We start from the raw sequence: 25,086 nt of genomic DNA on the forward strand, positions 1-25,086 counted from the left end.
CTCGTTAGGATTATTTAACACTGAATACACAATGATGAGATTTTGTATGAAACACTTAATGAAACTATCTGCTAAGGCGACATTACTGGCATTATTTGCTACTGCCTGTTCAGATAATGCGCCAAAAGCGCCTGAAACAGAACAATTTAACCTAACGTCCACCAGTCGTATCCTTATTACCTCTGAAGCCGGAGATAAAATTGCTGAACAAGCCAATGTGGCGTTTAAGCCAGGCCAAGCTAGTGGCACCAAGGTTGTTATTAACCCAGAGGTGGTTAAACAAACCATGTTAGGTGTGGGCACTTCATTTACCGAGTCTTCAGCATTTGTTCTTGCTCACCTTGAAAAAGAACAACGTATGCAAATCATGCAAGACGTTTATTCCGACAAGGGGGCGAACTTTGCGATGGCCCGTACGCATATTGGGGCAACTGACTTTTCCGTTGAAGGTAAGTACTCGTATGTTGAAGAAGCAGGCGATACTAAGCTTGAAACATTTACCCTTGCCCGCGATGTAGAAGGTTTTGATAAAGAGCAATATCCTAATATTGTTGATGAAAGCTACGACTTATTACCGATGATCAAAGAAGCTTATGCTATTAAAAATGCGCAAGCGGACAAAGAACTTTATACCGTGGCGTCTGCTTGGACAGCACCGGCATGGATGAAAGACATTGAAACCTACTTTATTCCAGGTGCGCCTGAGAACAACTATCAAGGTACTGGTGGTGAATTAAAACCAGAATACGTATCAACCTATGCCGACTACTTGCTGAAGTATCTTGAAGAATACCAAAAAGAAGGTATCGACATTTGGGGTTTAACACCAGTAAACGAACCTCATGGCAATAGCGGGCAATGGGAAAGCATGCACTTTACCCCTGAAACCCAACGTGATTTTATCGCTAAGCATTTGGGTCCAAAATTACAAAACAGCGACTTTAAAGACGTTGCTTTATTAATTTACGATCAAAACCGAAATGACCTTGGTCACTGGGTAGACACTATTTTAGGTGATGAAGAAGCCAGTCAATACGTATACGGCACGGCCGTACACTGGTATGCAAGTACAGAAAATGTATTTGAAGACGAATTGGTTAAAGCCCATAACAAGTTTCCTGACTATGCCATCATCAACACCGAAGCAACCATTGATGATCTAGGTAAACCTGCTGGTGGCGGTATTGGCGATCCAGAAAAATTCCAAGAGTCTGGCTGGTTTAATAACGATGCGTTTTGGTGGAATAAAAACGCCACAGACTGGGCATACACTGCACAGTGGGCGCCAAATGCCGAAGATCACCCAATTTACACCCCTGTACACCGTTATGCTCGTAATATCATTGTAAGTTTCAATAATTACATGAACGGTTGGATTGACTGGAACATTGTCCTTGATCACAACGGTGGCCCTAACCATGTAGGTAACTTCTGTGGCGCACCAATTATGATTGATACCAACACCAAAGAAGTGTACTACACCCCTATCTTCCATGTGTTATCGCAATTTAGTCAAACCATACGCCCTGGCGATAAAGCGGTACAAACGGAAACCATTCTTGCAGGTTTAGACAGCGATGCACTGCACGCTAGCGCAACGGTAAACGATAACAACGTATTAAGTGTGCAATTGCTTAATACCACCAAAGAGCCAATTAATTACCAACTACAAATTGGTGAAAATGTTGCTGATGTGGTCATTAAAGCGAACGCCGTACAAACGGTACAAGTTCAATTATAATCGGCTAACGATTTAACAAAAAGGCTGAGCAGATACTCAGCCTTTTTTGTGGACTAAATCCGAGGTCTATTACAGTAAACCATACCAAGACATTACTAGTGGTAAAATCAAGGCGGTTGAAAATGTGGCTAAGGCCATCGCAAGCCCAGCAAATGCGCCCATTTCATTACTGATGTTAAAAGCCCGAGCAGCGCCAATACCATGAGATGTGAGTCCCATAGCAATTCCTTTTATCGCATCGTCTTTAATTTTTAACAAAGCAAAGATCCATGTTCCTAATATCGCGCCTAAAATACCAGTTAATACGGTTAACCCTGCCGTTAACGACTCAATACCACCGATGTAGTTTGAAATCCCCATAGACACTGGCGTGGTCACCGACTTAGGAGCCAATGACAATTGAACTTCAACACTTGCCCCCAATAATGCCGCAATGCTCACCGCACTTAAGCAACCAATAACAATCGATGCCAACAAAGTAATGACAATCGGTAGCAACAGTTTTTTAATCCGATGCACTTGCTGGTACAAAGGAATAGCCAGTGCCACCGTGGCCGGGCCCAAGAAAAAATGAATCAGCTCGGTACTGGCAAAATAGTCAGCGTAGTGGGTATTGGTTAAGGTTAAAATACTTATAATAACCGCGATCGACACGATGACCGGATTCACCAAAGGGTTATGATTGCTATGTTGATAGGCCTTTAATGCCAGCGCATAAACCAATAAGGTTAAAGCCAAGCCAAATAAAGGCGAGGTTAGTATGATAGTCATCACTTCTGTACCTACCATTGCTGACATTACTCCTCTTTACCCTTAAACCACTGTGTGGTCCATTGCATAATAAGCGCATTCGCCACCAACATAATAATGGTACTTAATACCAACGCGACCACAATGGCCAGCCAATGTTGTTGCAATATTTGAAAGTACATCATTAAGCCAACACCTGCAGGGACAAATAACAATGAAAGGTGACTCAATAAATGGGTTGAGGCACTACCAAGCTTTTTTCCTACCTTGCCACGAATGACTAGGCATGCAAATAGCAGCAACATCCCTGCCACTGGCCCTGTTACTGGCAATTCAAAATAAGCCACGGCCACTTCACCGAGCAGTTGAAATATCAACAACACTGCCAAACCAATAATAAAATTCAACATAGCCTCACATTCAAAAAACACTTAGTAAGCGAAAAACAACCACCTAATATAACAAATTCATCTGTTATTTCACTATGTGCATCTTTTGCTATATGAAAATCAAGTGATGGTGGCGACATAAAAGTGCTGAGGATTTGTAAGATGGTTTCCGATAAATAGTTGGGCTTATTTGTCGAAAACTTAGGCTTTGCAAAGGCGTAATGATTTTTTACAGAGCCGAAGATTGATCTTAATCAACCGGTTGTAAACTTACACTCAAAGTTACACTTTGTTAACGGATTTATTTTTTAAACTCGATATACTGACAAACATTAAATGAGTCTTTCATTTATTTTCTCTCCCTGAGATATCCCTTTTAGCTCCAGTACTTATGTGCCGGAGCTTTTTTTTGCCTACCCAACCTAGAACCCACCATAAACTTATAAAGTGAATTCCAATCACTCAAATAACAAACATAAAACATTGATGAACTTTCATTTGTTTTTCAATTTTTTAAACTTCTGGTGATATTTAAGATCTAACTCCACACCCATGCGGTCATATCTGGCTTTCATTTTTAAATAAGTTTCAGCAGGATTAAAAATTACAACAAAATCATCTTTGTCTATGTCATACCCTTTACGTTTGATCCAATCACTAAAAGACTGCTCTTTAGTCATAAGTTCGTAAAAGATATTGTCATAATAAAGTGAATCCGTTTGATAAGATCTAGGCTTTGGAATCGCCCCTCTCGCCATTTTTGATTGCTTAATGAGATCTTGGGCTTTCGCTTTTAAGTCTTTGTACTTCTTCAACCTCTTTCCCTAACATTTCCATAATGTCGTGAATGTCGATAAATCGAGTAGCGTTAAACATGGCGTTAATGATGTTACAGGCAACCATTGGATCAACCTCGCCATTAAATATTGATTTCGTTAAAGCGTTTGCACAATCTTCTGGTGTGGCGTTCTTCGGTAGGTCTACCTTAATCGGTGCGGTATATAGCTTGGGTTTAGGTAGAAATGGCAACACGAGCTTAGCACATTCCATATCACCGTTAAGTGCTTTATCCATTAAATTATTTAGCAACCGATGTCCCTTATTCGTAAAGGTTGTTGATAGTTTATTTCGAGATCCCTTAGGTCGTCCCATTGTCATTTAAACCAAGTATTTAATCATTTAACCTTATGATTATTATAGGGTATATTATCAATAAAAAATTATTATCCCGAAGCTACCTTCAGGCGTCTCTTTATTTGATGCAAGGGCAAAATCAAGGTAGAAATATTCGAAGTTTTCTCGTAAAAAAATATTAACTTTTAAAAGCAATTTGGATGAAATTATTTATTCTTGGAGCTGGTGCTTCAAAGGCATATGACCAATCAAAAACCGGCATTAAAATGCCTATAGCTTGTGACTTCTTTGATACGTTTTATAAGCTCGATATATCCCGTAATCTTTGGGTTCTTCAAGGTAAAATTAATCTATTTGCAATTGAAAAATATCACGTTGATCCATATTTATACTTTCGTTCAGGTATAAATATAGAAGATTTTCATTCTTCAATTGAGGTAGATTTAATAGAGGCTATAGCCCAAAAAAAACAACCAGAGACAATCTTTCTTCAATCTTCCTATAACGAATTAGTATATTTATTTGCTTCAGTAATTAACGAAATTCAAAATGGGCCAACGTCTACCGCTCACTTGAAACTGGCTAAATATATAGAAAAAGATGATGTTGTTGCTACTTTTAATTGGGATACTTTAATGGAAAAGGCTTTGGAAGAAACAAAGTCGTGGACAACTGATAATGGTTATGGTTTTTCACCTAAATCAATTTATCGAAATGGTTGGAGTAACAATAAGAGTCAAAACACTAAAACAACCCAACTATATAAATTGCATGGTTCAACAAACTGGTTAACGGTACATCCATCATTACTTTCCGATTTCACGACAATGAAGCAATTCGTTAAACCTGAAGATGTCTACATTTATGAGTATACAGAACAACCATATTCGTGTCATAGAGGAAGGTTTATGGATGGATATGACCGCCTTTCTTATGGTTATTATCCTGTTAATTTAGATATGGTCGCTTACGGTAAGGATGGAAAGGCATTAGTTACTTTCAATCCACCTAAACCTCATGTAGCTAAAGGGAAGGCTCCAAGTGATGGTGTACCTACTATACCTTTGATCATTCCACCAGTAAAAGAAAAGAAATATAATTTATATGGTAATTTATTTGAAAACTTGTGGTCAAAAACAGGTAAAGCGATTGAAGTAGCAGAAGAGATTATTTTAATTGGTTATTCATTTCCTAAAACAGATATTAAAAGTACAAAGCTATTTGTTGATGCGCTAATGAAGCGCACTAACAAACCCAAAATAAAAATACTTGACCCTAATCCTGAGAAAGTCGTTGAAAAATTTAAGTATGAATTTGGCTTTTTGGACTCAGAAATATTTGTTTATAAAGATCTCTTCTCTGAAAACTTTGATATTGATGCTATGCTAAAAAGCTAAAATCATCTTTTGAAAAATTAACATGGTACTGTTTCATAATCAATATTATCTGTTTAAGCTTTTATTGCAGAAATAATTTTGACTTACTTTTTATTCATCAAATAATTTTTCGAAATCATATGGAAAATATGCATTTAGACAAGATTTTATTGTTAGATAATTATTCTTGGCTTTTACTGCATCGGCTTCTTTTAAATTTAGCTTTCTAATATTTAAGTCTGTTTCACTTAATTCATCTTTTATTTGTTTAATATCATCTAACCCTTTTCTTAACTCATCCCTAAAATTAGAAACGATAGATTCTTGTTGGATGATTATTTCTTCATGGTTTATTAATTTATCCACATATTTAAACCAAATTAAGTACCCCACAGCGCCTAAGAAAATATTAAAAAGAAGAACATAAACATTGTAACTAGCAACACTAAAAATGAGGACTAAAGTACATATAAAAAAAGTGATTAGAAACAAAAAAAATGAAGTAAATGTATAACTTTTTCTTTTTAATTCACGTCTTATGCGTTCTAATTTCTCCTTTTCAGACTTTGACGAAAAACTTTTCAAAGCTAAATTTTTTCTTTCTATATTTAACTTACTTTTGAGATGATTAGATTTGTCTTCTAATTCAGATTTAGGGATAGATAAATTAGTTTCTGAATTCTTATATTCTATATACGAATATATTAACCTTGATATTCTTTCTTTATCTTTATTTAAATATTTTACTCTTTCTCTAGAATAAAAACCTTTAGCTTTAAGCTCGTCATAATCAGAATGAGCTAGAGCTTTAGCCCATAGTGTTTGATCAATATAATTACAGTCAATCTCTTTTTTAACCAATAAGTATAGCGAGTCATCAACAGATAGTTTTTGCCGTACGTGTTCTTGTAAAATATTAAACATTTATTGATATCCACCTTGCTTATAGGTACTTTTAAATACAATTATTGGTTCTTTGATAATAAAATTATTGATAAATTCAACTACTCTTGTCAATTTTAAAAAGTAGCGAGCATAAATGATCGAATATGAGCTTAATTAGCTAACAAAATACATTATCATTGTAATGATTGCTAAATTTTCCCCTCATGAGCAGTTAGATTATGAGCTCAGCCTTTTAGCTTATATTGTCCCCTTCCATCCCACTATAAACATCAAACGGCCTTAATGGTTCTAACTCGTGATCAAGCTCTTGGTTAAGCTGATTAAGTTCGTTAATCTCGCCAAGTGTTAGGTTATCGGTGATCAGTTTGCTTATTAGGTGAGTGTGACGGGTAATATCCATGTAATTTTGTCCTATTCCATTAGGTTTATTAAGTCTAGTTTAGTATAAAAATAATCTACTTTTGTTTAATAAGGGTAGGTACTAGGTTAGGTTTTATATGGGGTTTGCTTGAACCCCACTATTTTTGGGGCTCTCTGAATCTACTAAAAAGATATTCTTGTTAAGCTCACCTCTGAAGTTATTGCTAGCGTTAACAATAAATACTCTGCTATTTGCAGTAAGAAGCTATTTTCTTAATCATGGCGAATCCATCTGTTCCATTTTTAGATTTTGAAACATCGTAGTCTACAAAACCATCAGCGAAAGTAACCCTTAAGTAAACCTCTGAACTTTGAGAAACATTAAGTATATCACTACATGATAAGAGAAATTCTTTTGTTGCTATTGTCCCATATCCATTAGTTTCAAAATTAGTTAATGCTTTTGTAGGTTTTAAGTCGTAAGTAATACCATCTGCTTTAAAAAATGCTTCGCGAAAACCAACAGATGAAGAGGCTTCAAAAACAATCGAAGCTATATCTTTATTCGTTACGCTTCCGCCTGCTACTTCCATTCCTAATCCTGTTCCAGATATAGGGTAGATATAGCTCGTAGAGAAAGCCGAACCATTTATGACTGTCGTTGATTTACCATCTATGGGAGATACTGTTGTAGATACTGACGCGTCGTTAGCCACACACCCTGAGATAGCAAGAAGCGCCATAAGAGTTGTTGTTTTTGTTATTTTCATTTTTTATATCCCTATTCTTAATAATTATACTCTATACGGTACACCAGTAATTAACTAACACCAAGCTCAAATATCTAACATAAAAACAATTTATCAACAATTAATGTGATCTTGTGACGTGACAAGCATTGGCTTAGGAGTTTGTGTCACGTCACAGCAAAAACACCTCAAAAGAGTCTATTTTTCGAGCAAAGAATTAGTGGGGAGAGTGTGACGTGACATGATCACCTTACACAGAGTATGTCACGTCACAATATTCGTTACATGATTGTGTCACGCTCTGTGACATTGTCACGAGCAACCACTAAGATTAATTACACCTTCTCTATCTTGTATAATTAATCCCTTATCAATAAGTTTTTCAATTGCTCTTTTCTTTCGTTGTCTAAATTTAGTTTTAAGTTTGTCTCGTTCGGGTTTATCAAATTTATTTATTTCTGGGCACATTGCATGATAGAAATCATCATTAAATTCCTGACTTTTCTTCCCCTCTTCTTCTTGGCTCACTAATTCAATCATTATTTGCTCACACTCGTCCAAAACACTCTGCACTGATTCTTCTTTATAAGGAATACCATCATCATCAAAATACAGACTTGTTCTAGCTTTTCCTCGCTTAGTAAGACCCATTGACACACTTTCCAATTTAAATAGTGTAGGTTCTGGCGGATCACCATCTTTCATCTTGGTGCACTCTAGAACAACTTCATTTCGGGTTTCCGGATCTGGTCGCTTAACGTAATATTCGAAATCAACGGCACCAAATAATGCAGAATTTCCTCTAGCCACTTTTTTGTCTGTTTTTCCTTTATGGTGAACAACTATTACTGTTGCACCAAATTCAGCTTTCAATTCATCACACCCAGCGATAAAAGCACACATTGCCTTAGTTGCATTTTCATCTTCACCACCAAAACAACGAGATAGCGTATCAACAATAATCGCCCCAAAATTCAACTTACTTTTATTAATTTCCGCTTTTATAAAGCTGATAAATTCTGTCACCGCTTCTGCTGATGTTAGTGGTACTGGTTGCCTTATTGTTTTTAGTCTATCAAGTGATTGAATACCATTATACTCAGCCCATGCTTTAAACCTACGACCAATCGCACCATTACCTTCTGCACTTATGTAAAGCACATCAGCTTGCTCTACAAACTCAGCATTAAACTTTTTTCCCTCAGAAATACAACAAGCAATAGCTATGGCTAAAAAAGATTTATATGAGCCTGGTAAACCAAATAAAAGGCCAAAAGAGTTTTTTGGTAGAAGACCATCTATCAACATATCTTCTTCATCATTCCAACCATCAAAAGCATTATGTAGTTTATAAGCTGTATGATTTAGACCTGTTACTCTTGTTTTGGCACCTTTGATCAGGTCGTTTATCTCGCTAGGAGCATGAATATTACAGTTATAAAAATCATCAAAGTCTTTAAACCCGTCACGCGGACGACAAATCCTCAAGCCTTTGTCGCTGACAACTTTGTCAATTATTAAGCTCGTATCAGCAGAATCATTATCAGCGCAAACTACAACTTTAGATTTATAATCATCAATGCCACCTAGAAAAGTAGCTACTTTTGCCATGTTTTGAAGTGATATACAATTTAAAACACATGCGTAATATTGCCCCTCTGGTTCTAATGCTTGATAGATAGCAGTAGCTTTAGTTAATGATTCAGCTAATACAATAATTTCAACATCGGAAGGATTATAATTTTCATTACCACCTATCACGCTAAAAACAGGTTTTCCATTAGCACTACAATGGAATGCTTTATTAAATTGCCCCTTTGCATTCGGTACGTCATAAATAGCTTGAAACTGTACTGGCTTGTCCGAGTCAAAAGTCCTTAATGGATAATATAAATAAGCATTATCATTTGGATCTCTTAATAACCTAACACCACTATCAACCAATACCTTTCTGTTAATAAAATATTTTTGCTCTTTTAGATAACGATGATTTAATTCTGTTGAGCCTTGTTCATATGCTTTATTGAAGTTGTTTAACTTATTTTGGTTTTCAGCATCATCGTTTGATAATGACGACATTGTTACGGTATTATTCTTCTGTAACATAAATTTTTCTCCAAAAGCACAGCACTGACGTCGAAATCTTGCTGTGCTTTTTCATTTCTGGTGGCTTATAGGTAGGGCTCTACTGCATAAATCACCTACACCCCTTTATTTTATTGACCTAGCTTTATCTTTGAAGAAGATATAGCTATGCCCCACAGCTGTTTTCATGACTCAACCGTTCGTATTCTGTACTGGGGATTCGGGTCGCTGTTCGGACTTTGTATGCCTTTAACTCCTTAGCATTTATCATTCGATAAATAGTCATTGGAGTTACACCTAAAAGCTCACTAAATTGTTTAACTGTATAATCTGATTTCATATCTCACTACCCCTGCGAATAACTGCTATCTATTACCGTTAAACATATGAAAGGTAGTGACATTAATCACCCTACTTCTTCACGCTGAAGAAGTAGGGTAGTGATTACTCAAAGACGCGTGAAAAATGTTTTTTCATTTCAGTTACATGCTTTTCTACAGCTTTTTCTGAAATGTTAAATTCATCGCTTGTTAATTCGACTGCTTTGTTGTGAGAATCAGTTACTTGTTGCTGTCGCAGTTCGATTTTGGTCTTTTCGTAGTATTCGTAAACCTTGTGCTTAAAAACATAATTCTTTGGATTTCTCGGGTTGTTTGGAAATAGATTATTAGTCGCACTACTACCATGCAACCGACTGTCTGCTAAGTTGATAAGCACCTGCATAAGATAGTCTGCGACATCATCTGGCATAGGCTCGAGCCCTTTAAATTCGAGCTTTTCTATTAGTTTCCAAAGTAGAAAGTATTGACTTGTTTTGTCTCCTTCGAGTGCTTTTAGGTAATTAGCTTTACAACTCAATTCGTAGGGCATTTCATTAGACATTATTGTTCACCTCGCAATGTATCAAGATGATCAGCCCATTTCTGCAACCATTGTCGTTGCTCGTCATAACGATGTTCTTTGTCGTATACAGTAACTATTTTTTTATCGGGGGTGTGCCCTATTATCTTCTCTGCAATTTCTTGATAACACCCAAGGCGACTTAGACCTGTCCGACAAGTACGACGCATATCATGTGGCGTCCATTCCTTAACTTTTAAATTCTTTGCATTAGGTGGATTGTATGAAGCAATAGCCTTTTCTCTTAACGGCTTTGAAAGGGAAGTCTGTAGTAAATGTGTACCTGTGTTTTTAGGACTCGGAAATAGATATCTTTTGCTTAAACCAATGCGAGATTTGATTATCTCAACGGCCTGCTCTGATAGCTGTATGTACCTGTCATAATTTACTTTTTCAGCATTTTCTTGCGGTATAAGTAATGTTTTAGTTTCAAGATTTATATCACTCCATTTAGCTTGAACAATCTCACCACTTCGTGCACAAGTATATAAAGTTAGCAATAAGGCATCTTTTACATTCTTACTCAGTTCTCTTTCAACCCAAGGGAAAAAGTATGTTAATTCCTGATCATCAAGGGCACGTTGTTTGGCTGGATCAGGCGTATAGTTAGCCTTAAATATTATTGGATTATGAATAAGATCCAACTTTCTGTTGTCTATGAGAAGTTGGTATGCCTTGCGGATATCCGTAACCACTTTTTTGCATGCTGATTTGGAATTTGTAGCAAGGGTAAATAAATGATCGTCCCACTCCCAAGGGCTAATATCCTTAGCAATTCTTTTACCTAGTGGTTTTACAATATGATTATTTAGATAGCTTCTAGTTTGTATTAAACTGCGTTCATTACGTTTTGGAATTGCATGCTTTTCGATAAAATTTTCTACTATATCAGCAACCGTCAGCTCTTTTTGAGATTGCTTTTTAATTTCATCTTTTTTGGCTTGTGCAGGGTCGCCACCTTGATCCCTTACTTTTTGGAACTTACTCAACTCATCTCTGGCTTCTTTAATACTTAATGCAGGGTAGCTTCCAAGTTTTACTTGTCCTTTTTTACCTTCTTTGGTGCGGTAGTGGTAAATCCAACTATATGTTTTATTGTGGTTATAATTGAGCCTTAAACCCTTGTTGCTTTCATCTTTGATAAAGCAATTAGGCTGTAGTGCCTTAATACCTGTTGCGGTTAATGTAAGTTCTTTAGAACCATCTTTTGTGAAGCCCTGCTTTAATTTATACTTAGAGGTAGCCATTTATGTTACTCCTTATAACATTTTTGGTTAGAGAAGCGGAAAGTGTCGCTAGCACCTTCCGCTTTTTGTTTATCTAAACCCCAAGAAACCACCCCAGAACCCAACCCAAAACAACTTTATTCACAGTATAAGAAAGTTATTCTGAGTTAATCCTAGTGATTTCAGGAATTGCTATAAGCTAGCAAAATCAAGGCTTGCGATCAATAACAATAAGGATCTAAGTAGTGTTTTTATTGAAGTGAGGATGGTTTGATTTTTATTATGGAATATCTCTCCCTGAGATATCCCTTTTAGCTCCAGTACTTATGTGCCGGAGCTTTTTTTTTGTCCGAAAGTTTTTATCCTTTCACCAAGCTGATTTAAGGCGACGGAGCTTATGCTTAAAAGACTCAGCTCACCCCTTTTAACGCAACACCAAAACCTTCGCCAAACTTTTGTTCCAGGTGACTCTTTAAAGACCATTAAGGAGACAGCTGCAAGCGACATAATTTGTCTCTTTGCAACAACCTTATGCCGTGAGCCTGTGCTACATCAATGGCTGTAAATTGAACCTTTACCCCTGCCCGACTTTGTCCTAACAAAGCTAAATCGGGTTCTATCACAGTGCCTATTTTCGGGTAACCACCAATGGTTTGGTGATCATGTAACATCACAATAGGCTCACCATTTGATGGTATTTGCACCGCCCCTAAACACAGCGCCTGTGATTCAGTTAACACTTTATCGGTGGTAATACGTTGACCTAATAAGCGATACCCCATTCGGTCAAAGTCTTTTGAGACTTCAAACTCGCTGTTAAAAAATAACGCGCGCTGCACTCGATCAAAATCTTGGTATTGATAACCTGGGATCAGTCTTAAGTTAATTTTGGTTTGTTGATACCTTTGCTCAATACGTTGTTGTGCGTTCAGCGCAAGTTGTTGGGGGCGACGTTTGATGGTGGTGGCGCTTTTAGTGGACGAAGTTGCATAAAAGTGACTTGGAAGAAAAGAAATATGATCGCCAACTTTTAGTTTATCACCCGATAACCCTCCCACATGTTCTCGACACACGGTACTAGTACTATTAAACATTTTCGCCAATTGAAAACCGCCAGCAATGGCCAAATAAGATCGTAAGCCCGAACTTGCCATCGTCAGTTCTATGTTATCGCCTGCTTCAAGCTGATGAGTACACCACAAAGGCTTAGCTTGGCCATTGATTAAGATGTTGTTACAGGCACCAGTCAGTGCAATCACACAAGGGGCATGCACTTTTGCCTGTAAGCCGCCTAAAGTTACTTCTATCACTGTCGCATCGATATCGTTTTGGCAAAGCCTGTTGGCAAGGGTAAAGGCTGACAAATCAATCGGGCCACCTCGAGTCAAACCCAGATGATGAAAGCCTCTGCGCCCGCTATCCACGAGAATCGAATAAGGCCCAGAAGATGTAACCTCTAATGTGCCTAGCTGACTCATAGTGTCCCCCCAAGTGCGATGTATTCATCTTGGTCGATGGGGCGAAACTTGACGGTATCACCCACCGAAAATGGGATCGGTGGGCTCATGTTTGGGTTAAATAGTGGTTGCGGGCAACGACCAATAATATGCCAACCACCAGGGGATTGTTGCGGATAAACCGCGGTTTGCCTTTGTGCAATAGCAATCGCGCCTTGCGGGACTTTCAGCCGAGGACTGGCTAACCTTGGGATCGACAAGGCTTTATCAAGCTTACCTAAATAGGCAAAACCAGGGGCGAAGCCAATGGCAAACACTTGATAACGGCTTTTGTGATGAAGAGTAATAACCTCTTGCTGAGTTAATCCAAGGGTGGTGGCAACTGCGGCTAAATCCCAACCAACCTCTTGGCCATAATAGGCGGGTAAAATAATTTCTTTTGTTGAAGCTTGACCGCTGGCAAGTTGCGCCAATGCTGTTTGGGTCTTTGCTTGCTGCAGGAGCTTGTTAACGGCGTTTATGACCTGAAAATGCTGATGTTGAAATGGGTCAAATATAACCATCAGGCTATGATATGCGGGAATAAGGTCGTAAACGACAAGTTCAGGCAAGGCTGCAATTTGCTCGCTTAAGTACTGCACCATAGCACATGCGTGTTCATTAAACTGCTCACTGACATACAAGATAATGGCTTCATCGCTGACAACGTCTATTTTCATCTTTTAATCAATAGCTTAATTTGCTCAATCGTGTCTATGGCTGCGTCATTATCGCCATGCACACACAATGTTTGGGCATTGAGGGCCAATGGTTGTCCCGAGGCACTGGTGACGGTCCCCGTTTCTAACAGTTGCTTCACTTGCGCCAATATCTGTGGTCCTTTTAGTACGGCACCGTGCTCGCTCCGTGGTTGTAATGCACCATTCGCTAAATAACGCCTATCGGCAAACGCTTCAAAATACAAAGGTAAACCAAGCGCCTGCGCTTGTTGCAAATACTCTGATTGCTGACTATCGGCTTGAATGACCAAGGTCAAGGGTAAATGAAAATCGCTTACCGCGTGCATTATGGTGGATAAAATACGCGATTCTTTCATCATATCGTTATATAAAGCGCCATGTGGTTTTACATACTCGATGGTCAGCCCCTGCGTGGCCGCCATGCCCGCCATGGCAGCGATTTGATATTGGATCATTGCGTAAAGTTCAGCGCTAGCAATTTGCATGCTACGACGACCAAAACCCACTAAATCTGGGTAGGATGGATGCGCCGAAACTTTAACCCCATATTTTTTCGCTAATGTTAAAGTTTGTTGGATCAGCAGCGGATCGCCAGCATGAAAACCGCAAGCGATATTGGCAATATCAATGTGTCGCATGGCCTTGTCATCTTGACCTTGTTGCCAACGGCCAAAGCCTTCACCTAAATCACAATTTAGTAATAGCATGCTGTTGTGCCTTATTTGTCCTTAACATCAACCTTGATAACCAACGATTTGCCTCGTCCCGAACGTTCAGAGCCAGCATCTAGTTTGCCCTCTTTTGATATAATCACATGCATATCGCCAAAGCGACGCTCAACCATGCTATAGCCCATTTTTGACAGTGCGTCTTTGACTTCCTCTTTGATCCCGGGATGATGGCGGATCACATCCTTAGGCCATAGTTGATGATGAAACCTTGGAGTATTCACGGCTTGTTCGGCACTCATATTATAATCAACCACATTCAGTAGCGACTGGTAAACCGAGCTAATTATGGTGGTTCCACCGGGCGATCCGGTCACCATAAAGACTTTACCATCTTTTAATAACATGGTTGGAGTCATCGAACTTAACGGTCTTTTTTCAGGCTCAATTTCATTGGCCCTACCACCAAGCGCACCAAATACATTGGCCACTCCGGGTTTGGCACTTAAATCATCCATCTCATCATTAAGTAAAAACCCTGCACCTTCGACCACCATCCCCGAACCAAAGCTTAAATTGATGGTGGTGGTATTGGCAACCGCATTGCCCCAAGCGTCAATAATCGAAAAATGAGTGGTTTCTTCACTTTCGTTAAGTCCAGGCTTTATCGCTTCGGTTGCGGAGATTTGTGCCCTTGAAATACCTTGGGCTCTTTGCGCAATATAATCAGGGGCCAGTAATTTGCTGGTCGGGACGGGGTAAAAGTCAGGATCGCCTAAATACCTGGCTCTATCGGCAAATACGCGTTTACCGGCTTCGGCCAACAAATGCATATAAACACTGTCATTGTGCTTGGGTTTTTTGCCCGATTCAGTGACCTTGTCATACATTTTTAGCCATTGGATAATGGCAATACCACCAGAGCTTGGTGGTGGCGATGACAACACTTGAAAGTTTCGCCATGGCTGATTGATTGGGGTTCGAACAACGGCTTGGTACTGAGTTAAATCTTGATGATTAATTAAGCCCCCATGTTGATTCATAAACTTAACAATGTGATCGGCTGTTTGGCCTTTATAAAAACCGTCAAGACCTTGCTGCTGAATGCGCCTTAAGGTCGCAGCAAGCTCCGGCTGTTTAAACACGTCGCCCGCTTTAAGGTGAGCAAAATAATCGGCAAAGTTAACATCAAGGTTTCGGCTGTTGATTTTTTGGATGTAGTTATGCACATTTTCAGCCAGCTTATCAGGGACCACAAAGCCTTGTTGGGCTAAGTCAATCGCTGGCTGTAATAAGGTTTCCCAGCTAAGGTTGGCATAACGCTGATGTGCCAACCACATACCCGACACCGTTCCAGGCACACCACTGGCAAAAATACCATAAACAGATTTATTGGCGATGACCTCACCGTTTTCGTCTAAGTACATGTCTTTATCGGCGAGTAAAGGCGCTTTTTCACGATAATCAATAAAGTCGTTATTACCATTGTGACGCACTAACATAAAGCCACCACCGCCAATATTACCCGCTTCGGGTAAGGTAACCGCCAACACAAATTGGGCGGCAATGGCAGCATCTACCGCATTACCCCCTTGCGTTAAGATATTAGCGGCCACATCGGCACTGAAACGATCAGGCATGGCAACCGCGGCTTCTTTGGCGTTAGCAACTGCATGACTAACGATAAATAGAGTAAAGAAAACAACTTTAAAATTCATAACATCCCTTGTGAATTGACTGCTTTTTTATGTAAATAACGTTACAACACCAACAAGCCATATATGGTGTAGGCAATTAACGTTATGCCACCGCCAAATAAGGCGTATGGCAGCTGAGTTTTAACATGCTCAAGTAAGTCACAACCCGACGCGAGTGCCGACACCGCAGTGGTATCGGATATTGGTGAACAATGATCGCCAAAGACGCCCCCTCCTAAAATTGCCGCCACAATTAATGATGGTGGTAACCCTAATGACTGAATAAGCGGTACCCCGATAGGAATTAAAATGGCAAAAGTTCCCCATGAGGTGCCGGTCGAAAACGCAATAATTGCACCGGTTAAAAACAGCATCGGGGCAATTAAAAATATGGGCAAGTTATCGCCCACCAGTTGAGCGATATAAACCCCTGTGCCAAGAACTTTTAGACTGGCGCCCAAGGCTAATGACAACAGCACAATGCTGACCAATGGCAATAAGTCTGACATCCCATCAAAACCAATTTTAACCAACTGCCGGTGCTCAAAACGGCCACTGGCCAACATCATAATGTAGGCAACAAGGGCTGAACATACGGTGGCATAAAGCACAGATTTAGAGCCACTACCATTGGCGAGCACACCGTTACCCGTCCAATACATAAAGCACAACATGCCACCCACCAAAGTGATGAGTGGTACTAACATAAAGCGCGCTTTGGTTGGCTTAAACTCATGTTTATGTTCGAGTTCTTCTATGGCGTGAGCTTCGGATCGTGCTAATGGTCCATGCAAATTACCGGTAAAGGCGGTATACCAGACCATCATCAAAGCTAAAATGGGATAAAAGTTTAATGCCACGGTGCCCCATAACACTTCAGCCGCACTGACCTCAAACTCGTAGTTACTCAGCAAACCAAGAACAAAAGCTCCCCAACCATTTAACAATACTAAGATGCAAATGGGCGCGGCTGAACTGTCAATGATGAACGCCAGTTTTGCTCGACTCATTTGGTATTTATCAAATAGACCCCGAGAGATAATACCCGCGGTTAAAACCGACAAATTCGACTCAATAAAAATGGCCATTCCGGTACAGTTGGCCATAAAGGCAGCTTGTCGTTTACTGCGACCGATACCTTTGCTAATAACGTATTCCACCATGGCAGTCACCCCGCCACTATGGCGCATAAACGCCAGCACAGAACCAATAAGCAAACTGAATAACAAAATTCGTGCATTACCAGCGGAACCAAAAATACTAATGATGCGCTCAAAGGTACCAATGATACCGGTAAACAACACCTCGATTGACAGCCCGGTCAGTAATACTTCCGATGTAAATATGGCCAAGAGTAAAGCCAAAATGACTTCCTTTTTCCAAAGCACTACCGCAATAGCAACCAATGGCGGGATTACCGTATACCACTCCATAAACAAGATAACCTATTAACTTTTATAATAATCTATCCATACTGACAAATACCGGCGGGTTATTCAACAACCCTCTTTTGCTCTTCAATTCGGTGTGCAATAATTATTGATTACCTGCTTTGGAGTGTGCGTTGAATGTTACTGGCTTTATTATTAACACAAAGCATCTTATTTCATGACCAGCCGGATATTTCTTTAAATGTCAGTCAGTTTGGTCAATGCACTAACACGCCCGTATATATCTCATTGCACCAAGACGAAGTTGATCATAATCGTTGGTTAAAGCAAACATTAAGGACTCGAGGTGGTGTTTTTGTAGAGCTAAGACAAAGTGGGCAACGTCACGTTTACCTTAACGTTCAAGGCCAACAGATAGCCATAGATCCCAATCGCATTTTTAGCGTTAAGGGACGCCAGCGCTCTATTTTGCAACTAAATTCAAGTTTATCGTACGACACCCCTGTTTTTGCTAAAGCCTTAGACAAAGCAGCGCTGTTAAGTCAGTTTATTTTAAAACACCTAAACCCCGTTAACGCCAGCGCGATTGTCGCCATGCACAATAATAAAAAAGGATTTTATAATGATGGACAAAAGGGCTTAGGGACAGTACATATGAGTCGCTATCAAGTCATCGCTAATATGCCCAAGAGCTTTGTTGCAGATACCTACCTTGGCGACTTTGGCTTAGATGACTTGCTGTTCATTACCGATAACCATGACTTTAAGCAATTACAAAAGCTTGGATTAAATTTGGTGTTGCAAAGCGCCAACGTGACCACGTTGCCCGAGCTTGATGATGGTTCGTTATCGGTTTACGCCCAGCAGCATAATGTTCGTTATTTAAATATTGAAACCCTATCGGTTAACGAGTCTTCTTCATTAGATAAGACCAAGGCGACGAACCAACTTGCACAACAGCGACAAATGGTGCGCTCGGTATTAGATTATCTCGATTCAAACTGCGCCGTCACCAACCCACAAAGTAGTCGCCAACCTTAAGCGCCCTAACGTTAAACCGGTCGCCGGTATTTGATTGAATAGCAATTGTGGTTATAACTTTAACCAACATTGGGTATGATATACCTTCATCCATATAGACGAGTGTTTTATGCATAAAACTTTTATTTTTTTACTTTGTTGCTTTGCCGCTAAGGCCATAAGCTCTGAACAAACAGCCAAGCTCAGCCCACAAACCACCGAAGCAACAACCACAGCCCGACCAGCACCGGGAATGCAAGATATGCTGGCAGAGTTTTCCAATCGTCATCAGGCACTGATGCCCAAAGTTGCGATTGCCGATATGTTTTATGGTTGTAACCTAGAAGCGACACCTCAATACAGTTTTGAGCAGTTAATTGTCGAGATGGATAAAACGACTTTGGCAGAGAATTTAATTCAGTGTTTAGGGGATGACAATTTGGCTTCCGACACCGCTTTAAATTTTGGCATTAAAGGGTGTTTTATCGACCAAATGAGTCAATTACCAACAGAGCAGCAAAACAATCAAATGGCCAGCGTTGAACAAGCCATTGAGCAATTGTCACGCAAAGAGCGTCAGCGTTCATTTACCCAGTGTGTTAATAATCAAACCTTAAAATACATCGACAAAGACGCTAATTTGCAATAGCGGATTAGCGCAAATTCGTTCCGTTTGCTGTCCCCAATATAGCTTCCATAAATCTGGCATAAGGTATTGGGGATACGCTGTTTTCTTAGCTTTTATAATTTCTTTTTGCACTCGTCTTCGCAGTTTTTCCCAAACGTTATTTAGTATTTACCTGTTGTTAGGGCATTTTTAATCTATTCTTAAAACAGCTCAAATTTATCTAAACCTTTGGTTTAGAATGAGAATTGTTATTATTTGCATTGCTTACCTACGGAGGACCTATGCAAGGTAACCAAAAAGTTATCGATGGCTTCAATATGCTTTTAGCCAATGAGCTTGCTGCCATTGACCAATATTTTATTCATTCAAGAATGTACGACGACTGGGGCTTACATAAGCTTTATCACCGCTTAGAACATGAACGTGAAGAAGAAACCCAACACGCCGATTGGATTATAAAACGGATTTTGTTCCTTGAAGGAACCCCAAATTTAGTCAAACGACGTGACTTGATTATTGGCCGCAATATACCTGAGATGATGGCCAACGATTTAACCCTCGAAATGGAAGTGGTGCAAGCGGTGCGCGATGTGATCAGCATTTGTGAACAAGAGCAGGATTATCAAAGTCGAGAGATTTTAGAAAAACTGTTATTCGACACCGAAGAAGATCATGTCTACTGGTTAGAGCAACAATTGGGCTTAATTGAAAAAGTCGGCCTGCAAAACTATACCCAATCGCAAATGGGAGATGCTCCGGCAACGTAAATCACCCCAAGCTGGGCGTAGTCATTAAGTTATAGCCACCATCACATTGAATATTTAACAAGGCACGTTTATGAAAGGTTCGAAAGAAGTCAATTTACATCTTAATAATGTTCTGGCCAATGAGCTAATCGCTATTAATCAGTATTTTCTGCATGCCAGAATGTTCAAAAACTGGGGCTTAAAGCAGCTTAACAAAGCCGATTACAAGCGCTCTATTCAGGTAATGAAAAACGCAGATGCCTTAATAGAGCGTATTTTATTTCTTGAAGGGCTGCCCAATTTGCAACACCTTGGGCGCTTACGTATAGGCCAACATACGGAAGAAATGATCCAGGCGAATCTTGATTATGAATTATCGGCTCATGACGTTATTGTTGCCGCGATTGCGCATTGCGAACAAGCGACGGATTTTATTAGTCGAGATATATTGGAAGATATTTTAGAAAATATGGAAGAGCAAATTGACTGGCTTGAAGCCCAACAGTATTTAATCGCGCATTCTGGGATTGAAAACTATTTGCAGTCACAAATGGATGATGACTAAGGGCAGTGCTAACGTTGCTTGGTACTGGGTCGCCCTAAGCAACGCGTTTGGCTTCAACCGCTAAATCGTAGTTAAAGAGATGATTGTCTAAAACCGACTTGGCAAATTGACTGCACTTACCACACTGACTAGCAACATTAAGTTGTTCGCGTAACGCTTTCATGCTGCCGGCACCGTTGGCAACCGCATTTTCAATGTCTTTTTCGGTGATTGCATGACAAATACAAACAAACATAATACGTCTCTGTTGAATAAATTTTCCACATACTAATCTAAATAAGAATGATTATCAACAGCATTAAGGTTATCAAAATGTAATTTGTCTGTGATCAATTTTTAAGCATATTTGTGCAATTTATTTAACCTTCCCTGGCATTTTTATACCAACCCCACTAAGTTTTTGAAATAAAAAAAGAGTTACTTTTTAACCCGCAAAAAACCACACCAATTCGTTGAACAGAAGACAGCCTCTATTAAGTCACATATTGAACAGGGTAATTGAAGCTTGCTACAATGCCAGCCTTATTTTATTAACTGTTTTACTGTTCTCACGGGAGTCGCTGTGAATAAAAGTGTTGTTACCAATATCCTCGCCCTAGTCCTAACCCTGACAGGTTTTGGTCTTGATATAAACTGGATGTTCTATGTCGGTTTGTTTGCCCTCTCAGGTGCTATTACCAACACCCTCGCCATTCATATGTTGTTCGAAAAAGTGCCTGGCTTATACGGCTCTGGCGTGATCCCAGCACGATTTGAAGATTTTAAAGCGGGCATTCGTCTTTTGATGATGGAGCAATTTTTTACCGATGAAAACATTGATAAATTTCTATCCGATTCTTCTGGCTCGGCAAGTGGCATCGATTTAACCCCGGTGATTCATAAAGTTGACTTGGCACCAGCGTTTGACTCGCTTGTTGTTACGGTTGAAGAGTCATCATTTGGTTCTATGTTGTCGATGTTTGGTGGTAGCGAAGCGTTAATGCCATTAAAAGATTCGTTTATCGATAAAATGCGCGTCACGTTAACCGAATTAACCGAGAGTGAATCGTTTAAAGAAGTCTTAAAAGAAGAACTTGAGCAACCACAAGTGTTGGGGTCAATGAAACACAAAGTGGAAGATATTATTAATAAGCGCTTGGATGAATTAACCCCTGAACTGGTTAAAGAAATCATTCAGCAAATGATCAGAAAACACTTAGGTTGGCTGGTCGTTTGGGGTGGCGTGTTTGGTGGTCTTATCGGCTTGGTGGGTGCTTACGTACTGTAAAATTGCATTTTTCTACCTGATCACTTAATTCAAAGTGATCAGGTAAGCGCATGTTAGCCCTAAAAACTGCCCATTATTTCATCCTTTTTTCTGCTTTATTTTTGGCGTTAAACAATCCGCTCACAACACGCTCTTAATTGTTTTGACAATCCATAAAAAAACCGCCGATTTTCACCACAAGCTACTTAATTTTCTCGCCTATGTGGTATATGCTTGCAGATTCTAATAATACTTTATACTTGCATTTCAGTACTTAAAAGGCGAAATCACTATGTTTGCTAATTTATCAGCGTTACCGGCCGATCCTATTTTAGGGTTACTTGCGAAATACAGAGCCGATGACAATCCCAATAAAATCGATTTAGGTGTTGGCGTTTACAAAGATGACACAGGTCGCACAACCATTTTGGATTGTGTTAAAAAAGCTGAAAAGTTTCGTTTAGATACTGAAGATAGCAAAGTCTACATCGGTCCTGCTGGCTCACCATTGTTTAACGACTTAATGAGCAAATTAGTTTTTGGCGATCTTGATATCATTAATCAAGGCCGAGTAAAAACCGTTTCTACGCCAGGTGGTACCGGTGCCCTAAGAGTTGCCGCAGAATTTTTAAAGGCCTGTAAAGCCAATGCCACGGTTTGGGTCAGCGACCCGACTTGGGCTAACCACACGGGCTTATTTAAAGCCGCTGGTTTAAACGTTAAAACCTACCCATACTACGACTACCAAAACAAAAGCTTAAAGTTTGACGAAATGATCGCGACGTTAAGCAAAGTAGGTAAAGACGATGTGGTATTACTGCATGCTTGTTGTCATAACCCAAGTGGTATGGACTTAAACAAAGAGCAGTGGCAACAAGTGGTTGATTTAGCAGTTGAACAAGGCTTTACGCCACTGATTGATATGGCGTATCAAGGCTTTGGTGATGGTTTAGACGAAGATGCATACGGCCTACGTTTAATGGCATCTAAAGTTGATGAAATGGTGTTGTGTAGCTCATGTTCAAAAAACTTTGGTCTGTATCGTGAACGCATTGGTGCCTGCACCATCGTTGGTAAAGATGCGGCTACCACGGATATTGCCAGCTCAGTATTATTAAGTGTGGTACGTACAATATATTCAATGCCACCAGCACACGGTGCTGCTATTGTTGAAACCATTTTAAATTCTGATGAATTATGTCAACAGTGGTACCAAGAGCTTGCTGTTATGCGCAACCGGATCAACGGTAATCGTCAGTTGATTGTTGACAAAATTAAAGCACAAGGTGTGGAGCGTGATTTTAGTTTTATTACCGAGCAAAAAGGTATGTTTTCGTTCTTAGGCATTAGCCCTGAACAGGTACAACAATTACAAGATGAATACAGTATTTATATGGTGGGCTCTTCGCGTATGAGCATTGCGGGTATTTCTAACCATAATGTTGACTACCTCGCTCAATCTATTGCCAAAGTGCTATAATTAGCATTCGAGTGAATCATTAAAAGGGCCTAATTTAGGCCCTTTTTTGTTCGCTATTTAACCAACCCGAAGCTTGCTAAAACCCCAATTCCCAGATAAGTTATTCTAACTGTTGAATAATTAATCAGGCAATGGCATGAGTAAAGGAAGTCACCACAGTAGCAATGACGAGCGTAACCTTGATATTAAAGTTAATATAAACGGCGATTTATTTGCCCGTGACGAGGCCAAAATATCGGTCTTTGATTCTGGCTTTATTCTCGGTGATGGGGTGTGGGAAGGTATACGCATGCATCGCGGTAAATTGGCGTTTATTGACCGTCATATCAAGCGTTTATTCGATGGTGCGAAAGCGCTTGATATGGACATAGGTATAAGTAAAAAAACCTTGGTTGACCGGATCTATGCGACCTGTGAAGCCAACAATATGTCTGACCATGTCCACATTCGTCTGATGGTTTCTCGAGGTATAAAATCAACGCCTTATCAAGATCCTAGGGTGACCATATCAAAACCCACCATCGTCATAATTCCCGAATATAAACAACCCAATCCCGAAACATTTAATATTGGACTGAATCTTTATACCGTTTATGTACGACGCGGTTATCCCGATGTTCAGGATCAAAAGCTGAATACCCACTCCAAACTTAATTGCATTTTTGGCTGTATTCAAGCAACAAAAGCCGGTGCCGATGAAGGCCTGATGTTAGATCCTCATGGCTTTGTATCGACCTGTAATTCGACCCATTTTTTTATTGTCAGAGAAGGTGAAGTTTGGACCTCAACGGGTGATTATTGTCTTGATGGTATTACCCGGGCAACCGTAATTAGGCTGTGTCAGCAGCATAATATCGTGGTGCGTCAAAAGAACTTCACTTTAGCCGAAGTGTACAGTGCCGATGAAGCCTTTGTTACCGGCACGTTTGCTGGGGTTACACCAGTTAAACAAGTCGATGGCCGTGTTATTGGCGAATTTGAACAACAATCAGGGCCTGGCCCGATGGTGTTACAACTGCAAAAGTGGTACCTGCAATTGATTGCCAGCCAATAAAAAGGAAACCAAAATGACACGACGTATTGCCATGTGGTCTGGTCCTCGCAACATTTCAACCGCGATGATGAGAGCATGGGAAAACCGCCCTGACACCGATGTTATTGACGAACCGTTTTACGCTTACTATTTAGCCCAAACTCAGGCTGAGCACCCGGTGAAAGAAGATGTTCTAGCAGCACAACCCAACCATTGGTCAGATGTTGTCAGCCAGCTTTTAGCGCCCAAGCCTGAACATATTTTTTACCAAAAGCATATGACCCACCATATGCTCGATGACATCGAACTTGATTGGTGCAAATCATTAAGCCATTGTTTTTTAATTAGAGATCCGCTTTACGTGGTGACTTCTTACTTAAAAAAAATGCCCAGTGTCAACCTTGAAGACATCGGTATTGTACGCCAGTTTAAATTATACCAACACCTTAGTGTGCTAACCGGTCAGCAGATCCCGATAATTGATGGCGACGATGTACTGCAAAACCCCAAGGCGATATTATCTAGCCTTTGTGCCAAACTCGAATTGCCCTTTAGCAACAACATGTTGTCTTGGCCTCAAGGTCGACGAGAGAGCGATGGGGTTTGGGCTCAGCATTGGTATCAAAATGTCGAAAGCTCAACTGGCTTTAAAGCGCCAGCAAGAGCTGAGTCAAAACAACAGTTGCTTGCTCACTTAACCTCACAACAACAAGACGTGGTGCAAATAAGCCAAGTCTTTTATCAGCAAATGTATCAACAGCGTTTGCACGTTGACGAGTAACAGAACAACAACAAAATA

At 39.9% G+C, this 25,086-nt stretch carries 27 protein-coding genes; 10 read left to right on the forward strand and 17 right to left on the reverse strand.

Going from position 1 to position 25,086, the window contains the following annotated elements; genetic code table 11:
• Positions 1 to 46 precede the first annotated feature (46 nt).
• Positions 47 to 1,741, forward strand: a complete 1,695-nt coding sequence (locus tag ACAY00_RS13845; RefSeq protein ID WP_371374932.1) for a glycoside hydrolase family 30 beta sandwich domain-containing protein — start codon at positions 47 to 49, stop codon at positions 1,739 to 1,741.
• Positions 1,742 to 1,810: 69 nt separating this feature from the next.
• Here the strand turns inward: ACAY00_RS13845 and ACAY00_RS13850 are convergent, their stop codons facing one another.
• The 4 genes from ACAY00_RS13850 to ACAY00_RS13865 all read right to left on the reverse strand — a co-directional run bounded on the left by ACAY00_RS13850 (position 1,811) and on the right by ACAY00_RS13865 (position 3,954).
• Positions 1,811 to 2,539, reverse strand: coding sequence for an LrgB family protein (locus ACAY00_RS13850; protein ID WP_371374935.1), 729 nt, complete (start codon positions 2,537 to 2,539; stop codon positions 1,811 to 1,813).
• On the reverse strand, positions 2,539 to 2,901 hold the full coding sequence (locus ACAY00_RS13855; RefSeq protein WP_371374938.1) for a CidA/LrgA family protein: 363 nt from the start codon (positions 2,899 to 2,901) through the stop codon (positions 2,539 to 2,541). The genes ACAY00_RS13850 and ACAY00_RS13855 overlap by 1 nt, the downstream gene beginning before the upstream one ends.
• Before the next feature lie 473 nt (positions 2,902 to 3,374).
• Positions 3,375 to 3,695, reverse strand: a complete 321-nt coding sequence (locus tag ACAY00_RS13860; RefSeq protein WP_371374941.1) for a hypothetical protein — start codon at positions 3,693 to 3,695, stop codon at positions 3,375 to 3,377.
• Positions 3,649 to 3,954 carry a hypothetical protein gene (locus ACAY00_RS13865; protein WP_371374944.1) on the reverse strand — a complete coding sequence of 102 codons (306 nt, stop codon included), beginning with the start codon at positions 3,952 to 3,954 and terminating at the stop codon, positions 3,649 to 3,651. Before ACAY00_RS13865 ends, ACAY00_RS13860 begins: the two co-directional genes overlap by 47 nt.
• Before the next feature lie 260 nt (positions 3,955 to 4,214).
• Between ACAY00_RS13865 and ACAY00_RS13870 the strand changes: the two genes are divergently transcribed.
• Entirely contained in the window at positions 4,215 to 5,411 is a 1,197-nt protein-coding gene (locus ACAY00_RS13870) for an SIR2 family protein (protein WP_371374946.1), read from the forward strand.
• A 90-nt stretch (positions 5,412 to 5,501) separates the two neighbouring features.
• Here ACAY00_RS13870 and ACAY00_RS13875 read toward each other — a convergent pair whose 3' ends face one another.
• The 12 genes from ACAY00_RS13875 to ACAY00_RS13930 form a co-directional block, all read right to left on the reverse strand.
• Positions 5,502 to 6,314, reverse strand: a complete 813-nt coding sequence (locus ACAY00_RS13875; protein ID WP_371374950.1) for a hypothetical protein — start codon at positions 6,312 to 6,314, stop codon at positions 5,502 to 5,504.
• A 214-nt stretch (positions 6,315 to 6,528) separates the two neighbouring features.
• Complete coding sequence (locus ACAY00_RS13880; RefSeq protein ID WP_371374953.1) at positions 6,529 to 6,696, reverse strand: hypothetical protein; 168 nt, start codon at positions 6,694 to 6,696, stop codon at positions 6,529 to 6,531.
• 208 nt (positions 6,697 to 6,904) lie between these two features.
• A complete protein-coding gene (locus tag ACAY00_RS13885; RefSeq protein WP_371374956.1) occupies positions 6,905 to 7,426 on the reverse strand; it encodes a hypothetical protein in 522 nt (173 codons plus the stop codon).
• A 291-nt stretch (positions 7,427 to 7,717) separates the two neighbouring features.
• Positions 7,718 to 9,511 (reverse strand): AAA family ATPase, encoded by a 1,794-nt coding sequence (locus ACAY00_RS13890; RefSeq protein ID WP_371374959.1) that lies wholly within the window; start codon positions 9,509 to 9,511, stop codon positions 7,718 to 7,720.
• A 145-nt stretch (positions 9,512 to 9,656) separates the two neighbouring features.
• Entirely contained in the window at positions 9,657 to 9,830 is a 174-nt protein-coding gene (locus tag ACAY00_RS13895; RefSeq protein WP_371374961.1) for a helix-turn-helix domain-containing protein, read from the reverse strand.
• 104 nt (positions 9,831 to 9,934) lie between these two features.
• Entirely contained in the window at positions 9,935 to 10,372 is a 438-nt protein-coding gene (locus tag ACAY00_RS13900) for a hypothetical protein (protein WP_371374964.1), read from the reverse strand.
• Positions 10,372 to 11,637: a tyrosine-type recombinase/integrase gene (locus ACAY00_RS13905; RefSeq protein WP_371374967.1), complete on the reverse strand. Its 1,266-nt coding sequence runs from the start codon at positions 11,635 to 11,637 to the stop codon at positions 10,372 to 10,374. The genes ACAY00_RS13900 and ACAY00_RS13905 overlap by 1 nt, the downstream gene beginning before the upstream one ends.
• Positions 11,638 to 12,098: 461 nt before the next feature.
• Positions 12,099 to 13,094: a biotin-dependent carboxyltransferase family protein gene (locus tag ACAY00_RS13910; RefSeq protein ID WP_371374969.1), complete on the reverse strand. Its 996-nt coding sequence runs from the start codon at positions 13,092 to 13,094 to the stop codon at positions 12,099 to 12,101.
• Positions 13,091 to 13,792 carry a 5-oxoprolinase subunit PxpB gene (gene pxpB / locus ACAY00_RS13915; RefSeq protein ID WP_371374972.1) on the reverse strand — a complete coding sequence of 234 codons (702 nt, stop codon included), beginning with the start codon at positions 13,790 to 13,792 and terminating at the stop codon, positions 13,091 to 13,093. Before pxpB ends, ACAY00_RS13910 begins: the two co-directional genes overlap by 4 nt.
• Entirely contained in the window at positions 13,789 to 14,520 is a 732-nt protein-coding gene (locus ACAY00_RS13920) for a 5-oxoprolinase subunit PxpA (protein ID WP_371374974.1), read from the reverse strand. The genes pxpB and ACAY00_RS13920 overlap by 4 nt, the downstream gene beginning before the upstream one ends.
• A gap of 11 nt (positions 14,521 to 14,531) precedes the next feature.
• Complete coding sequence (gene ggt, locus ACAY00_RS13925) at positions 14,532 to 16,199, reverse strand: gamma-glutamyltransferase (RefSeq protein ID WP_371374976.1); 1,668 nt, start codon at positions 16,197 to 16,199, stop codon at positions 14,532 to 14,534.
• A gap of 41 nt (positions 16,200 to 16,240) precedes the next feature.
• Positions 16,241 to 17,611: a Na+/H+ antiporter NhaC family protein gene (locus ACAY00_RS13930; RefSeq protein ID WP_371374979.1), complete on the reverse strand. Its 1,371-nt coding sequence runs from the start codon at positions 17,609 to 17,611 to the stop codon at positions 16,241 to 16,243.
• Between the two features lie 135 nt (positions 17,612 to 17,746).
• On the opposite strand from ACAY00_RS13930, the gene ACAY00_RS13935 reads away from it, so the two are divergent.
• The 4 genes from ACAY00_RS13935 to bfr (ACAY00_RS13950) all read left to right on the forward strand — a co-directional run bounded on the left by ACAY00_RS13935 (position 17,747) and on the right by bfr (ACAY00_RS13950) (position 20,528).
• Positions 17,747 to 18,610: a hypothetical protein gene (locus ACAY00_RS13935; RefSeq protein WP_371374982.1), complete on the forward strand. Its 864-nt coding sequence runs from the start codon at positions 17,747 to 17,749 to the stop codon at positions 18,608 to 18,610.
• Between the two features lie 109 nt (positions 18,611 to 18,719).
• A complete protein-coding gene (locus ACAY00_RS13940) occupies positions 18,720 to 19,238 on the forward strand; it encodes a hypothetical protein (RefSeq protein WP_371374984.1) in 519 nt (172 codons plus the stop codon).
• A 260-nt stretch (positions 19,239 to 19,498) separates the two neighbouring features.
• Positions 19,499 to 19,984, forward strand: coding sequence for a bacterioferritin (gene bfr, locus ACAY00_RS13945; protein WP_371374986.1), 486 nt, complete (start codon positions 19,499 to 19,501; stop codon positions 19,982 to 19,984).
• A gap of 70 nt (positions 19,985 to 20,054) precedes the next feature.
• The gene (bfr, locus tag ACAY00_RS13950) at positions 20,055 to 20,528 is read left to right on the forward strand and encodes a bacterioferritin (RefSeq protein ID WP_371374989.1); all 474 of its coding nucleotides are present in this window, start codon (positions 20,055 to 20,057) and stop codon (positions 20,526 to 20,528) included.
• Between the two features lie 34 nt (positions 20,529 to 20,562).
• Here bfr (ACAY00_RS13950) and ACAY00_RS13955 read toward each other — a convergent pair whose 3' ends face one another.
• Positions 20,563 to 20,763: a bacterioferritin-associated ferredoxin gene (locus ACAY00_RS13955; protein WP_371374991.1), complete on the reverse strand. Its 201-nt coding sequence runs from the start codon at positions 20,761 to 20,763 to the stop codon at positions 20,563 to 20,565.
• A 327-nt stretch (positions 20,764 to 21,090) separates the two neighbouring features.
• Between ACAY00_RS13955 and ACAY00_RS13960 the strand changes: the two genes are divergently transcribed.
• From ACAY00_RS13960 to ACAY00_RS13975, 4 genes are all read left to right on the forward strand, one after another.
• A complete protein-coding gene (locus ACAY00_RS13960; protein ID WP_371374994.1) occupies positions 21,091 to 21,795 on the forward strand; it encodes a DUF445 domain-containing protein in 705 nt (234 codons plus the stop codon).
• 271 nt (positions 21,796 to 22,066) lie between these two features.
• Positions 22,067 to 23,254, forward strand: a complete 1,188-nt coding sequence (locus tag ACAY00_RS13965; RefSeq protein WP_371374997.1) for an amino acid aminotransferase — start codon at positions 22,067 to 22,069, stop codon at positions 23,252 to 23,254.
• 136 nt (positions 23,255 to 23,390) lie between these two features.
• Positions 23,391 to 24,308 (forward strand): aminotransferase class IV, encoded by a 918-nt coding sequence (locus ACAY00_RS13970; RefSeq protein ID WP_371375000.1) that lies wholly within the window; start codon positions 23,391 to 23,393, stop codon positions 24,306 to 24,308.
• Positions 24,309 to 24,321: 13 nt separating this feature from the next.
• Positions 24,322 to 25,068, forward strand: a complete 747-nt coding sequence (locus tag ACAY00_RS13975) for an HAD family hydrolase (RefSeq protein ID WP_371375003.1) — start codon at positions 24,322 to 24,324, stop codon at positions 25,066 to 25,068.
• Positions 25,069 to 25,086: the final 18 nt, after the last annotated feature.

It is taken from the genome of Thalassotalea sp. 273M-4 (assembly GCF_041410465.1).
GTDB classification, from domain to species: domain Bacteria; phylum Pseudomonadota; class Gammaproteobacteria; order Enterobacterales; family Alteromonadaceae; genus Thalassotalea_A; species Thalassotalea_A aquiviva.